Source organism: Herbaspirillum sp. alder98, from assembly GCF_020179755.1.
GTDB lineage: Bacteria > Pseudomonadota > Gammaproteobacteria > Burkholderiales > Burkholderiaceae_D > Herbaspirillum.
This window is the reverse complement of record NZ_JAIUCY010000006.1, coordinates 204,705-218,607: the sequence shown is the minus strand read 5'-3', so window position 1 is coordinate 218,607 and position 13,903 is coordinate 204,705. Positions and strand designations below refer to the sequence as shown.

General features: G+C 67.1%; 14 protein-coding genes. 13 read left to right on the top strand and 1 reads right to left on the bottom strand.

The features are described from left to right. Window positions 1-19: 19 nt before the first annotated feature. The 10 genes from LBW87_RS15870 to LBW87_RS15825 all read left to right on the top strand — a co-directional run bounded on the left by LBW87_RS15870 (window position 20) and on the right by LBW87_RS15825 (window position 10,413). Window positions 20-676, top strand: coding sequence for a MotA/TolQ/ExbB proton channel family protein (locus tag LBW87_RS15870; protein WP_225202459.1), 657 nt, complete (start codon window positions 20-22; stop codon window positions 674-676). Between the two features lie 62 nt (window positions 677-738). After that, a complete protein-coding gene (locus tag LBW87_RS15865; RefSeq protein ID WP_225202458.1) occupies window positions 739-1,482 on the top strand; it encodes a GntR family transcriptional regulator in 744 nt (247 codons plus the stop codon). A gap of 32 nt (window positions 1,483-1,514) precedes the next feature. Further along, on the top strand, window positions 1,515-2,606 hold the full coding sequence (locus tag LBW87_RS15860; protein ID WP_225202457.1) for a BMP family lipoprotein: 1,092 nt from the start codon (window positions 1,515-1,517) through the stop codon (window positions 2,604-2,606). Then, a complete protein-coding gene (locus LBW87_RS15855) occupies window positions 2,603-4,198 on the top strand; it encodes an ABC transporter ATP-binding protein (protein WP_225202456.1) in 1,596 nt (531 codons plus the stop codon). Before LBW87_RS15860 ends, LBW87_RS15855 begins: the two co-directional genes overlap by 4 nt. Further along, window positions 4,195-5,328 (top strand): ABC transporter permease, encoded by a 1,134-nt coding sequence (locus LBW87_RS15850; RefSeq protein ID WP_225202455.1) that lies wholly within the window; start codon window positions 4,195-4,197, stop codon window positions 5,326-5,328. The genes LBW87_RS15855 and LBW87_RS15850 overlap by 4 nt, the downstream gene beginning before the upstream one ends. Further along, window positions 5,318-6,274 carry an ABC transporter permease gene (locus LBW87_RS15845; protein WP_225202454.1) on the top strand — a complete coding sequence of 319 codons (957 nt, stop codon included), beginning with the start codon at window positions 5,318-5,320 and terminating at the stop codon, window positions 6,272-6,274. The genes LBW87_RS15850 and LBW87_RS15845 overlap by 11 nt, the downstream gene beginning before the upstream one ends. Window positions 6,275-6,305: 31 nt before the next feature. Further along, window positions 6,306-7,379 (top strand): ADP-ribosylglycohydrolase family protein, encoded by a 1,074-nt coding sequence (locus LBW87_RS15840; protein ID WP_225202453.1) that lies wholly within the window; start codon window positions 6,306-6,308, stop codon window positions 7,377-7,379. Beyond that, complete coding sequence (locus LBW87_RS15835) at window positions 7,376-8,320, top strand: carbohydrate kinase family protein (RefSeq protein ID WP_225202452.1); 945 nt, start codon at window positions 7,376-7,378, stop codon at window positions 8,318-8,320. The genes LBW87_RS15840 and LBW87_RS15835 overlap by 4 nt, the downstream gene beginning before the upstream one ends. Next, on the top strand, window positions 8,317-9,225 hold the full coding sequence (locus LBW87_RS15830; protein WP_225202451.1) for a nucleoside hydrolase: 909 nt from the start codon (window positions 8,317-8,319) through the stop codon (window positions 9,223-9,225). Before LBW87_RS15835 ends, LBW87_RS15830 begins: the two co-directional genes overlap by 4 nt. A gap of 30 nt (window positions 9,226-9,255) precedes the next feature. Then, window positions 9,256-10,413 carry an esterase-like activity of phytase family protein gene (locus tag LBW87_RS15825; RefSeq protein WP_225202450.1) on the top strand — a complete coding sequence of 386 codons (1,158 nt, stop codon included), beginning with the start codon at window positions 9,256-9,258 and terminating at the stop codon, window positions 10,411-10,413. On the opposite strand, the gene LBW87_RS15820 is transcribed toward LBW87_RS15825, so the two are convergent. Next, window positions 10,376-10,894 carry a hypothetical protein gene (locus LBW87_RS15820; protein ID WP_225202449.1) on the bottom strand — a complete coding sequence of 173 codons (519 nt, stop codon included), beginning with the start codon at window positions 10,892-10,894 and terminating at the stop codon, window positions 10,376-10,378. The genes LBW87_RS15825 and LBW87_RS15820 overlap by 38 nt on opposite strands. A gap of 213 nt (window positions 10,895-11,107) precedes the next feature. Between LBW87_RS15820 and LBW87_RS15815 the strand changes: the two genes are divergently transcribed. The 3 genes from LBW87_RS15815 (at window position 11,108) to LBW87_RS15805 (ending at window position 13,830) form a co-directional block, all read left to right on the top strand. After that, window positions 11,108-12,502, top strand: a complete 1,395-nt coding sequence (locus LBW87_RS15815) for a Do family serine endopeptidase (protein WP_225202448.1) — start codon at window positions 11,108-11,110, stop codon at window positions 12,500-12,502. Window positions 12,503-12,688: 186 nt separating this feature from the next. Continuing rightward, window positions 12,689-13,318, top strand: coding sequence for a hypothetical protein (locus LBW87_RS15810; RefSeq protein ID WP_225202447.1), 630 nt, complete (start codon window positions 12,689-12,691; stop codon window positions 13,316-13,318). Beyond that, window positions 13,318-13,830 (top strand): RNA polymerase sigma factor, encoded by a 513-nt coding sequence (locus LBW87_RS15805; protein ID WP_225202446.1) that lies wholly within the window; start codon window positions 13,318-13,320, stop codon window positions 13,828-13,830. The genes LBW87_RS15810 and LBW87_RS15805 overlap by 1 nt, the downstream gene beginning before the upstream one ends. Window positions 13,831-13,903: the final 73 nt, after the last annotated feature.

Genomic DNA, 13,903 nt, shown 5'->3' with positions numbered 1-13,903 from the left:
TTATCGATAAGGAATTGACATGAATGCCATCCAGCTGTTTCACGACCTGACCTTTTATGCGATGTATGTGGCCGCCGCGCTGGCGGTGTTCCTGATCGTCGAGCGACAGCTGTTCTTCTGGTTCGGTTCGCGCGATGCCGACAAGCTGCTGCATTCGATGACGGCGCGCAGCAACTTCAAGCCGCAGCTCGATCCGGCCATGCTGGAGCGCAAGACGGTGCCGGTGCAGCTGGTGCGCGAAGCGCTGGAGGCGCATACCGCAGTGTCGGACCAGACCCAGTTGCAAGACCTGGGCGAGGCCATCTATATCGCTGGCAAGTCGCGCGTCAATGCCCGCCTGTGGGTGCTCGACACGATCGTCACGGCCGCGCCCCTGCTGGGCCTGGTCGGCACCATCCTGGGCATTATCGATACCTTCTCGGTGCTGGCGTCGTCCGGCATCTCGGATCCGTCGGGCGTGTCGAAAGGGATCGGCACGGCCTTGTATGCGACCGCCCTTGGCATCTCGATTGCACTGTTCGGCCTGCTGTTCTATAACTATCTGCGCGAGTGCGCCGATCGTCTCAACGACCAGCTCAAGGAGTTGCTGCTGCGCGCCGCTGGCGTGGTGCATGGCAACAGCCGCGACGGCCAGGCCGGACGTGGCGACCGGCACCCGATGCAAGCGGTGCGCTGACAAGCTGTTCGCGATTTACAGTTGGTACGTACCAATGTAAACTCCGCGTCATGAAAAAGACCATGAATACCGCCGACACAGTGCAGCCGCGTTATCGCTGGCTGGCCGATATCATCCGCGACACCATCGACCGTGGCGTGCTCACCGACAACCAGGCGCTGCCGCCCGAGCGAGAACTGGCCGAACGTTACGAAGTCAGTCGCGACACCGTTCGCAAGGCGGTGCGCTTCATGGAAGAGCGCGGCATCATCTATAGCGATCACGGGCGTGGCACGTTCGTGTCGCCGGCCATCGTGCGCGGCACCACCCGTTTCATCGACAGCTTTTCGCAGGATACGGGCAACCGCGGCGGCGTGCCCGGCCAGCGCATCCTGGCCATCGAGACGGTCGGCGCCAGCATGGCCATCGCCAACCTGCTCAATCTTGATGCGGGCGCGCCGCTGGTGCGGGTGCGTCGCATCCGCCTGATCGATGACGCGCCGGTGGGCTTGCACGACGCCTATCTGGTCTTGCCCCGTGGCGCCAGGATCAGTCGCAGCCAGATCGAAAAGGCCGGTTCGCTCTACAAGCTGCTCACGGCGGAGTTCGCCTTCGAGCCAGCCGAAGCGGTCGAGAACCTGTGCGCGGGCGCCGCCGACGGCGACGATGCGCAGTTGCTCGACATCGGCGTGGGCGACCCGTTGCTGGTGTGCGAGCGCATCACCTTGTCGGATCGCCGCCAGCCGATCGAATACTGCCTGATGAAATACGTCTCCACTTATCGTTACCGTACCCGCATTGCCAAGCATAGCGGCGGCATGAACTGAAGCGGTTACCCCCGCCATCGATGACACAGACCTTGAATCTCCTGTTGAAACGCCTGGCGTGGGGCATCGCCGCAGTGATCGCACTGTCGCTGCTGGGCCGCCTGGCCGACCGCGCCGATGCCAGCGCGCCCGGCAGCCGTTTGCGGGCAGTGCTGTTCGTCAATGGCACGCTGGGTGACAAGTCGTTCTTCGATTCGGCTGCCGCCGGCATGCGCCAGGCGCGCCAACGCCTGCCGGTCACCACCAGGGTGGTGGAAGGCGGCATCGATCCGACCCGCTGGGAGTCGGCCCTGGCTGATCTGGCCGACAGCGGCGAACATGACCTGATCGTGGTCGGCACCTTCACCATGGTGCCCACTGTGCAAAAGCTGGCGGCGCAGTTTCCGCGCATGCGCTTCATCGTCTTCGATGCCGCAGTCGACTATGCGCACTGCGCGTGCGCCAATGTCCATTCCATCCTGTTTCGCCAGAACGAAGGCGCTTACCTGGCCGGCTATCTGGCCGCCATGCTGCTGCGCGAGCATGCGCTGCCGGGCGTGCCCGCCAATGGCAGCCTTGGCGTCGTCGGCGGCATGCAGTTTCCGGTGATCGAAGACTACCTGGTGGGCTTTCGCGCCGGCGCCCGGGCCTTCGACCCCGCCATCGTGGTGGCCAGCCAGTATGCCAACGGTTTTTCGGACCCGGCCGCCGGCAAGGACATCGCCAACGCTCAGATGACGGCTGGTGCCGCGCTGATCTTCCACGCCGCCGGCGCCACCGGGCAGGGTGTCAACGAGGCGGTCAGCCAGGCGCATCGCTATGCCATCGGCGTCGATCTCGACCAGTACGCATTGGCCTACCGCAGCAATCCGCAACGCGCTGGCGCCATCGTGACCTCGGTGATGAAGAACATCGACGTGGCCATCGTCCAGGCGCTGGGACAGCACTTGCAGGGACAACTGCCGTGGGGCCGGGCGCGTTCGCTGGGCCTGGCCGAAGGCGGGATCGGACTGGCGCCGCACTCGCAGGTAATGGATAACGCCCCGGCGGCCATCGCGGCGCGGCTCGATGCGGTGCGCGCCGATATCGTGGCAGGACGGGTCCGGATACCCAGCGCCTTCACCCGCACAGGGAACCCAGGATGAACCCCGCCAAACCGACACAGAACGCTCCCTTGCTTGAGCTGCAGCATGTCTCCAAGGTCTATCCCAACGGTACCCTGGCCAGCGACGACGTGAGCCTGGCGATTCATGCCGGCGAGATTCACGCCATCGTCGGCGAAAACGGCGCCGGCAAGTCGACCGTGATGAAGATGCTCTATGGGCAGGAGCAGCCGGGCAGCGGCCATCTGCGCATGCAGGGCCAGATGCTGCACCTGCCGAACCCGGCGGCGGCAATTGCGGCCGGCATCGGGCTGGTGCCGCAACATCCGCAACTGCTGCCGTCGTTCAGTGTGGCCGACAATATCGTGCTGGGGGCTGAGCCGATGCGGGGTGGGCGCATCGACCGGCGCGCAGCGGTGCAACAGGTGCGCGCGCTGTCGCGGCGTTTCGGGCTGGAGGTCGATCCGCAGGCCCGTGCCGGCGAGCTGGCCATTGGTATGCAGCAGCGGGTCGAGATCCTCAAGGCGCTGTTCCGTGGCGCCCGTATCCTGCTGCTCGATGAACCCACGGCGGTGCTGGCGGCGCAAGAAGCGCAGGCGCTGTTCGATGCCTTGCGCAGCATGGTCGCCGAAGGCTTGACGGTGGTGCTGATCTCGCACAAGACCCGCGAAGTCTGCGCCATCGCCGATCGCTTCACGGTACTGCGCCGTGGTCGCGTGAGCGGTGCCGGCATGATGCGGGACACCTCACCGACCGAATTGGGCCACATGATCGTGGGCGCTGCCGCCATGCCGCTGCCGCTGCGTCCATCGGTCACACGCACCGGCGTGCCACTGGTGTCGGTGCGCGGGTTGCAGGCGCGTCATGCCGATGGCCGGCAGGCGCTGGGGCCGCTGTCGTTCGATATCGCGGCCGGTGAAATCCTTGGTATTGCCGGTGTCGAAGGCAATGGCCAGGACCTGCTGGCCAGGGTCTTGCTGGGGCAGCACCCGACGCAGGGCGGCCAGGCCAGCGTCGATGGCCGCCGCTTCAGCGGCCTGGACGTGCGCGCCGTGCGCAGCTGCGGCGTGGCGGCCATCGCCGAAGACCGCTTGCACGATGGCGTGGCCGTGAACATGAGCATCGCCGACAACCTCATCGCCACCCGCTACCACCAGCGGCCCCTGTCGCGCCGTGGCTGGCTGGACATCGCCGCCATCGGCGCGGCCGCCCGGCAGGTCATCGAACGCTGCGGCGTGAAGGCTGCCTCGGCGCAAGACCTGATCGGGACCCTGTCGGGCGGCAACATGCAGAAGGTGGTGCTGGGGCGCGAGACCGCTGGCGCGCCGCGCCTGCTGATCGCCAGCCAGCCCACGCGCGGCGTCGACATGGGCGCTGCGCGCAGCCTGCAGACGCAGCTGGTAGCGCTGTGCCAGGCGGGCAGTGCGGTGTTGCTGATCTCGGCCGATCTGGACGAATTGCTGTCGCTGTCGGACCGGGTGGCGGTCATGGCCGGAGGCGAACTGGTGGCGCATTTCTGCGGCCAGGACCTGGCCGTGGAAACCCTGGGACCCTACATGACTGGAAGCCACCGGCAAGACAACGTGGCGGCCACGCTGGACGCCCCATTCACGGCATCAGGAGTTGCGTCATGACCCCGTTCAACCGCTTATTGCAGCAACAGTTGCAGCGCCAGGCGCTGGCGCAGCGCTGGCGTCTGCCGCTGGCGTTGCTGGCCTCGCTGGTGGTCGGTTTTCTGATCACGCTGGCGGTGAGCGACGAACCGGTGCGCGCCTTCCTGGTGCTGTTGACGGGACCCATGCCGCGCCTGGACTGGAGTGCTGATGGCGGCTGGCAGCTGACCCGCATGGTGCGCTTCGGCGCCGTGATCGAAGACGCCATCACGCTCTGCCTGCTGGGGCTGGCGGTGAGCTTGCCGTTCCGGGCGCGACAGTTCTCGCTGGGGGCGGATGGTCAATTGTTTCTTGGCGCGCTGGCCGCCACCGCCGTCAGCCTGTGGCTGCCCGGCCCCTGGACCCTGGCGCTGCCGCTGGCCTTCGGCGCGGCCTGCATCGCCGGCTTTGTGTGGGGCGCGCTGCCGGGCCTGCTCAAGGTGCGCTTCGACGTCAATGAAATCGTCAGCACCCTGATGCTCAATATCATCGCGGTGCAATTCTATCGCTGGGTGGTGACCGATCTGCTGCGCGACCCGGCGGCCGGTTTCATCGTCACGCCGGTGCTGGCGTCGGGGCTGCATCTGCCGGTGTTGCTGGCCAATACCAACGTCACTGTCATGCTGCTGGCGCTGCCGGTCCTGGTGTGGCTGGCCTGGCTGCTGCTGATGCGTACCACGCTGGGCTACGAGATCCGGGTGGTGGGCGAGGCCCCGGCCTTTGCCCGTCAGGCCGGGCTGCCGGTGCAACGCACGATCTGGCTGTCGATGGCGCTGGGTGGCGTGTTCGCCGCGCAGGCCGGGGTTCATATCAGCCACGGGCTGCTCAAGCGGCTGCCGGTGGACTTGCCCACCGGGCTGGGCTACGAAGGACTGCTGGTGGCGCTGCTGGCGCGCAACAATCCGCGTGCGGTGCCATGGGCGGCGCTGCTCTATGCCTGGTTGCGTACCGGGGCGCTGGCCATGGAGCGCAGCACCGACGTCGCGCGCGAAGTGGTGCTGGTGATCCAGGCGCTGATGATCCTGTTCGTGGTGTCCGAGCGCATGGGACCGGCGCTGGCCGGTTGGTGGCTCGATTGGCGCGCCCGTCGCGGAGGCCGTCATGTCGCATGACGCCTGGATGCTGCTGGCGGCCGGACTCCTGCCCGCCATCCTGCGCGCGACCGCGCCGATTCTGCTGGCGGCGCTGGGGGGACTGGTGTCGGACCTGGCCGGCTGCACCAACGTCGCCCTGGAGGGCTTGATGCTGGTGGCAGCCTTCTTTGCGGTGCTGGTGTCGGTCCAGGCGGCGCACTGGTTTCCCGGCCTGGCACCGGGCCTGTATCCGTGGATCGGGTGCGGCGGCGGGTTGCTGGCGGCGCTGCTGATGGCGGGCCTGCTGGCGGTGTTTCATCTGGAGTGGGGCGGCGACCTGATCGTGGCCGGCATCGCCATCAACATCCTCGCGGCAGGCCTGACGGTGTTGCTGATGACGGCGCTGACCGGCGACAAGGGCTCCACCGCCAGCCTCGACAGCCCGGTGCTGCCCAGCGTGCCGATATCTGGCCTGCAAGGCTGGCCGCTGCTGGACCTGTTGCTCAATGGCGAGAACCGGCGCGGCCATCATGTGCTGGTGGTGCTGGCGCTGCTGGCGATCCCGCTGTTGTGGTGGTTCCTGCGCAGCACGCGCTACGGCATCTGGCTGCGCGCGGCCGGCGAGAACCCGCTGGCGGCGCTGGCCGCCGGTATTCCCGTCAAGCGCATGCGTTATATGGCGTTGCTGCTGTCGGGCTTGCTGGCCGGGCTGGGCGGGGTCTACCTGAGCCTGGGTTATCTCAGCCTGTTCCAGGCTGACATGACGGCCGGACGCGGCTTTCTGGCATTGGCGGCGGTGTTCGTCGGCGCCCGTGGACTGCGCGGCACGGTGGCCGCGTCGCTGCTGTTCGGCGCCAGCGCGGTGCTGGCCACGCAACTGGGGGCGTCGCGCATCCCGCCGCAATTGATTTACCTGCTGCCGCCGCTGGTGACCCTGCTGGCGCTGGCGGCAGCGGGGGCCCGTCGCCGCGGGCGAAGCCTGTAACGGCAAGTGCAACAAATAACTGGAGACGCATGTGAGCAGCATTACCTTGAGAGACCGGATCTTCGCTTCGCTGGCGCTGGCCGGCATGGGCGATGCCCTGGGCGCGCAGACCGAACAATGGAGCATCGAAGAAATCGCCCGTCGCCACGGCGGCCTGGTGACCCGTTTCGGCACCCCGCCCGACGACACTTTTGCGGGTGCCAATGCCGGCCTGCGCGGCGAAGTCACCGATGACGCCAGTCAGATGTATTACCTGGCGCGCGCCTTGATCAAGGCCGGCGGCAGGCTCGACTACGACGGTTGGGTAGCCTGCCTGCTGGACTGGGCCGCCACCAGCCCCAAGGCTGGTTTCATGGGGCCGAGCACGGCCATGATGGTCAAGGCGCTGCAAGAGGGCGGCGACATCAACGACGTCGGCATCATCGGCCGCTCGCGGCGCAAGATGACCACCGTCGGCATCACCAATGGCGCCGCCATGCGGGTAGCCCCGGCGGGGCTGGTACACCCGGGCGACATCGAGGGCGCGTGCGCCCAGGCCCTGGTGACCTGCCTGCCTTCGCACGATACCGACGTCGCCATCTCGGCGGCCTGCTCGATTGCGGCCGCCACCGCCCAGGCGCTGGTGGCGGGCGACCTGCACGAGGTGATTGCGGCCGCGGTGCGGGGTGGTCGCATCGGCGAACAACTGGCGCGCCAGCAGGCGCGCAGCGTGGCCGGCCCGAATTACCTGGCGCGCCTGGAGATGGCCTTGCGCATCGCCGATGAGGCGCATGACGATTACTCGTTCCTGGTCAACATGGAAAAGATGGTCGGCAACTCGGTGCTGGCGGCCGAATCGGTGCCGGCCGCGCTGGGCGTGCTGCGCTATGCCCAGGGCGACCCGCTGCGCACCATCGCGCTGTGCTCGTCGATCGGCAACGATACCGATTCCATCGCCACCATGGCCGGCGCGGTGGCGGGGGCCTTGCGCGGCACGGCGGCGTTGCCGGTCGACCTGCTGGATGAGTTCCTGCTGGTCAACCGGGCCGACTTCGACCTGGCGCAAATGGCCGACGGCCTGCATCGCATTGCTGCGGCCAACGCCGTGGCCGGGGCAGTCCGATGATGACCTCGCCGCGCGAATTCGACCTGCTGGCCTTTGGCGATCCGGTCGCCGACATCATGTTGCGCGCTGACGCGCTGCCGCCGGTCGGCGGCAAGACGCTCGGCCAGTCGCTCGGCATCTGGCCCGGCGGCACCACGGCCAACGTCGCCTGCGCCGCTGCGCGCCTGGGGCTGCGCTCGGCGCTGTTCGGTCGCACTGGCGACGACGCCTATGCCAGCCTGCTGCGCGCTTCGCTGCTGGGTCATGCGGTGGACACGCGCTGGTTGTCCAGCATGGCGCAGACGCCCTCGGCTTCTGCCATCGCGGTGCTGGCACCGACGGGCGAGAAGTCGATCATCTATATGCCCATGCCGGCGGCGCCGGTCGAGGCCCATGGCCTGGCACAAGCCCTGGCGCAGACCCGGATGATGTATGCCATGCCGTATGACTTCGACCAGTTCGCAGGCTTGTGTCATCAAGCCCGCCAGGCCGGCGTGCGCATCGCCATCGACCTCGAGGCAGCCGTCGCCCCCGACCCCGGCCAGATGCGCCGCCGCGCGGCGCTGGCCGATATCGTCTTCTTCAACGAAGCCGGCTTCCTGGCCGGCACCGGCCAGCCGCCCACGCCGGACGCGATGCGCGAGGTGCTGGCGCTGGGTCCCGGCGAAGTGGTGGTGACGCTGGGCGCCGAGGGTGCCGTGGCGATCAATCACGGCGGCCATGCGCGCCATGTCGCTTTTCCGGCCACCGTGCGCGATACCACTGGCGCCGGCGACAGTTTCAACGCCGCCTACCTCTGCGCCCGTCTGGCAGGGCAGGCGCTGCCCGAGGCGCTGCGCTTTGCCTGCGCCGCGGCCAGTTGCACGGTGGCGGCGCTGGGCGCGCGCGGCGGGCTGCCGGATCAGCAACGGGTGGCTTGCGTGCTGCAACACGGCATACGACCCAAGGAGACATCAGCATGAGAGCGACCATCATCGACTGCGATCCGGGCATCGACGACGCCCTGGCCCTGTTGCTGGCCGCCGGCAGTCCGGAACTCGATCTGCTGGCCGTGACTACGGTGGCCGGCAATCGTCCGGCACCGGTCACGGCCCGCAACGCCCGCCAGATCCTCGACCTGGCCGGGCGCCCGCAGGTGCCGGTGCATGCCGGTGCCGAACGGCCGCTGGCCGGCGGCGCACCGCGCTGCAACCTGGTGCATGGCGAAGATGGCCTGGGCGGCGTCGACCTGGGCCAGCCCGGCGCGATTGCCGCCGGTCATGCCGCCATCGCGCTGGTGGACATGCTGCGGCAACATTCGCCGGCTAGTATCGACCTCGTGGCGATGGGCCCGTTGACCAACCTGGCGCTGGCCGAACTGCTCTCGCCTGGAGTGTTGCAGCGGGCCGGGCGCCTGGCGATCATGGGCGGCGCCTTGCGGGTGCCGGGCAATATCAGGCCGGCGGCAGAGTTCAATTTCTACGCTGACGCGCTGGCGGCCGACATCGTCCTGCGCAGTGGCGCTGCGATCTCGCTGTTTGCGCTGGATGTGACGCACCAGGCCATCATGAGCCCGCCATGGATTGCCTCTTTCGCGGGCCTGGACAGTCGCAGCGGCAATGCCGCAGCCGCCATGCTGCAGGCGTATGCCGCGATGGATCCGTTGTTGCACGATGTCTGTCCGGTGGCTTACCTGCTGCGCCCGCAGTTGTTCGACATGCAACCCTGTCGGGTGCAGGTCGATGTGCGTGCCGGCACCAGCGAAGGGTATGTGCTGGCGCATTTTGATGTCGCCGCAGGAGCGGGGCCGATGGTGCAGGCTGCCACCGGCGTCGACAACCCGGCATTGCTGGCGCTGGTATTCGAACGCATCGCCAGGCTGCCCTGATGCGGTTTCTCTTCTTTTGGTGAGTTCCACATGAACTGGTCTTTCCGTTGCTCGCGCCTGCTGCTGCTGGCGTCCTGTCTCTGGCTGGCAGCCTGCGCGCAGGTGGCGTCAAGCCAGGCCGGTCCCGGCCATCGCATCGGCAGCCTGAGGCTCCTGGGTGAGCAGCGCATAGCATTGAACCAGCCATTTCGCGATACCGTCATCGGCGGCCTGTCGGGCATCGACTACGACGCCGCGACCGATACCTGGGTGGCGCAAAGCGACGATCGCTCCGAGATCAATCCGGCCCGCTTCTATGTGATGCGGCTGCAATACGACCTGGCCGGTTTTCATCGGCTGGCGGTGGAAGACGTGAAGTTCTTCAGGCAACCCGATGGCTCGCTCTATCCGGGCGAAGCCGAGCAGGGCAAGCGGGCAGGGGATATCCCCGATCTCGAATCGATACGCATCGATCCCCGCGACGGCAGCATCTGGTACGCCAGCGAAGGCAGCCGGCGCTATGGCATGTCGCCGTTCGTGCGGCGGGCCGATCGCAATGGCCATTTTCTGGCGCATTTTCCGGTCGGCCACATGTTCGACGTGCATCCCGACCAGCCATTGGGTTCGCGCAACAACCTGTCGTTCGAGGGACTCAGTTTTTCAGCCGATGGCCGCGACCTGTGGCTGGGCATGGAAGGCCCCTTGTATCAGGACGGCGCGCCGCCCAGCCTGAAGCAGGGCGCGCCGGTGCGCATCAGCCGTTACGGCCGGGATGGCGTGATGCTGGCGCAGTACGCCTACCAGCTCGATCCGATCCGCTTCGCGCCAGGCGGTCGCTACGCCGACAATGGCCTGTCCGAGATCCTGGCGGTGGACGATCAGCGGCTGCTGGCGCTGGAACGCTCGGGCGTGCAGGGCAGCGATGGCGTGTTCAGGTTTCATATCCGGCTCTATGAGCTGGACGTGGCCCAGGCCACCGACATCCGCAACGTTGCCGCATTGACGGCCGCCACCGGCATCACCCCGGCCGCCAAGCGCCTGGTGCTGGACTTCGACACGCTGGGCATCGACAAGGTGGACAACCTGGAAGGCGTCGCCTGGGGGCCGAAGCTGGCCAACGGCCACGATAGCCTGGTGTTGATCTCGGATAACAATTTCCTGCCCTCGCAAGTCACCCAGGTGCTGGTGTTCGAGGTGCTGCCCCCCTGAACGCCAGGCTGGGCAGGACTGCGGCACTCGGCAGATGCGACATCAATGCAAACGCGACGATGATGGCAGCGCCGCAGCCCAGTGACGCCCAGGCCTCGGCGCGCCCGGTCCAGCGTTCTGCCAGCGGCAACATGTCGTGCAGGAAGCCCGAGCACCAGGCCAGCAGCAGCACCAGCAGGATGGTCGCGGGCAGCGCCGTGCCGAGGTAGCTCATGCCGGCCCGGCGTCGGCTGCGCCAGGCGTCTGGTCGCCATGACCAGATGGCCAGCGCGTGACTCAGCGCCACGGCCGGTCCCAGGCCCCACCAGAACAAAGGCTGATCGCATCGGGCGTCGCTGCGCAGCATCAGGAGCACGATCCAGATGGTGGGCGAGCTGACGGTCGCCACCGCCCATAACAGGGGTGGCCAGCTGCACCAGCTGACATGCCTTGCCGCCGTGGCGATGCCCGGAATCCGGCGTGACGCATAAAAGATCTTCATGGCGCTGCTCCCGCGATCGAATCGTCGATCTCTTTTACTTAGACGTTTTGAAGTGCCGAAGACCGCAGAAAATCTTTGTTTCTCCCTTCATCCGTTCCGTGACTGCGGCAAATCAGGTAAATGGCGCTTCAAGTGAGGATTGGCCCGTACTTTTTCGGGTAATCTTTCGCTCCACACATCAGCCCATCACCGCACGGATTGCCCGAACCCATGATGAACGCTTCCCTTCGCCTGCCGCTTTGCCTGTTGACGTTGTCGCTGATGGCAACCTGCTGCCACGCCGCTGCCGATGCGCCTGCCGAGCGCGGCCAGAACGTCGCTGATCGGGGTGCGCCCGACTTCACCCGGCTGGTCAAGGCGCAGGGCGCGGCGGTGGTCAACATCGGCGTGGCGCGCGAAGCCATCGCCTCGCGCCAGGCGGGCGCAGCGCAGGATCGCATCGAGGACGGCACGCTCGGTTCGGGCTTCATCGTCGGCGCCGACGGCTACATCCTGACCAACGCCCACGTGGTGGCACGGGCCTCCGACATCAGCATCAAGCTCAGCGACCGCCGCGAATACAAGGCGCGCCTGCTGGGGCTCGATACCCTTTCCGATGTCGCCCTGCTCAAGATCGACGCCAGCGGCCTGCCGGTGGTGAGGGTCGGCGACCCGGCCCGCATCGAGGTCGGCGAATGGGTGCTGGCCATCGGCGCGCCTTACGGTTTCAGCAATTCGGTCACGGCGGGCATTGTCAGCGCCAAGGGGCGCAGCTTGCCGGGCGCCGACTACATGCCTTTCCTGCAGACCGATGTGCCGATCAATCCGGGCAACTCGGGCGGCCCGCTGTTCAACATGCGTGGCGAAGTGATCGGCATCAATTCGCGCATCTACAGCAACAGCGGGGGCTACCAGGGCTTGTCGTTCGCCATCCCGATCGATGTCGCCATGCGCATCAAGGAACAACTACAGGCCAGGGGCGTGGTCACCCGCGGTCGTATCGGCGTGTCGGTGCAAGAAGTCAGCCAGGCGCTGGCGCAGTCGTTCGGGCTGGCGCGACCGGTGGGCGCGCTGGTGAGTTACGTGGCGCCGTACGGCGCGGCCGCACGCGCCGGCTTGAAGTCGGGCGACGTGATCCTCAAGGTCGACCGCCAGCAGGTGATCCAGTCGGCCGACGCGCTCACCTATATTGCCGCGCGCTCGCCCGGTCAGCGCATGGCGGTGCAGATCTGGCGCAACCGGACACTGGCCGAACTGGATATGGCGGTCGACGCCTTCGAGACCTCGGCCCCGCTGGCCAGGGCGGCTGTTCCTTCAGCGCCCCTGGGCATCTCGGTGCGCCCGCTGGCGCCGCAAGAGCAGGCCATGCTGCGGGTCGAGGGCGGCTTGCTGGTCGAACGGGTCAACCAGGCCGCTGCGCGCACCGGGGTCAAGGCCGGTGATGTCATCCTGTCCATCAATGGCGACAGCGTGGCCAGCGTCGATGCCCTGGTGGAGCAGATCCGCCAGGCGCGCGACAGCACCGGTTCGGCGGCGCTGCTGATCCAGCGCGCCTCGGCCCGCCTGTTCGTGCCGCTGGAACTGAAAAAGGCCGACGACGCCGAGGGCGCCAGCCTGCAGGCACCCTGACTGCCAGCGTCATCCCCACGTCATCGAACTGTAACTTTACGCAGTTACATTAGCGGGTCTTTGTAAAGACACTGCCGTCAGCGCACGACCCATACCGTCGGCAATTCATTTACCGAAAAGGGCGGGCTTGTGATCAGGGGGCTGACGTTTGCATCTCGTGTCCTGATACTGAGCGTGCTGATCGCCATGACAACGCCGATCGCCAAGGCACAGGGAAGGGAGGGGAGCTTGCAGCAATCGTTCGAATTCGATATCCCCGCCGGACCGCTGGTCGATGCGCTGGATCGCTACACCGTCCTGACAGGCCGGCCGACGCTCTATCCGAGCGCACTGGTGGCGGGCAGGACGGCATCGTCAGTGCAGGGCCGGCACGACGCCAGCACTGCCTTGCGCTTGTTGCTGCAGGGCAGCGGGCTGGTCATCGAAGAGATTCGCGATGGCGCCGTCGAGGCCCTGGTGCTCAAGCAGGCGCCCGCGGGCGATGCGGTCCCAGCCAGCAACTCCCATATTCCCAACGACGAGTACGACGCCCTGGTGCAAAGCCGCGCCTGGGCCACCTTCTGCGCCGACCAGCTCACGGCGCCCGGCTCCTATCGTGCGCTGCTGCGCTTCAACATCGATGCGGGTGGGCGGGTGCGTCGTGCGCGCCTGCTGGGCAGCACCGGCAGCGCGCCGCGCGACCGTCTGCTGACGGCGGCGCTGGCCGGCCTTGAAATCGGCCAGCCGCCGCCGGCCGGGCTGGTGCAGCCACTGACGCTGCTGATCCTGCCGCAGGGCCAGATGGCAGGCCGCACCTGTGCGTCGGGAGCGCCGTGATGGTCGAAGACGTCCGTTCGACGCTGCTGGGCCATCTGGCGTCACGTTATGGCGACCTCAAGCGTCGTCTGACCCGTCTGCTGGGCAGCGACGACCTGGCCGGCGACGCCTTGCAAGACACCTGGCTGCGGTTGCAGCGCATGGACGCCGATACCAGTCCGATCATGAATCCGCATGCCTTCCTGTTGCGCATGGCGGCCAACATCGCCGTCGACCAGCGGCGCAGCCAGAGCCGCGCGTTGCCGCCGGGCGAAATCGCCGAGCTGCTGGACCTTGCCGACCACGCGCCGGGTCCGGAGCAGACGGTCGAGGCGCGTTCCGAGGTGCAGGCCCTGTTGCGGCTGCTGGAGCGCATGCCGGCGCGGCGTCGCGAGATCCTGATCATGGTGCGGCTGGAGGGCATGCTGCAAAAGGAAGTCGCCGAACGGCTGGGTATTTCGCTGCGCACCGTCGAACATGAACTCAAACGCGCGCATGATTTTTGCATGTCGCGCCTGGACGAGAAAAAATAATGGCGGGTTTGTGCCGTCGCCAGCGTCCTAGATAAATGAACCCCGAAATTTCGTCATAGAACCTCAGCCACCC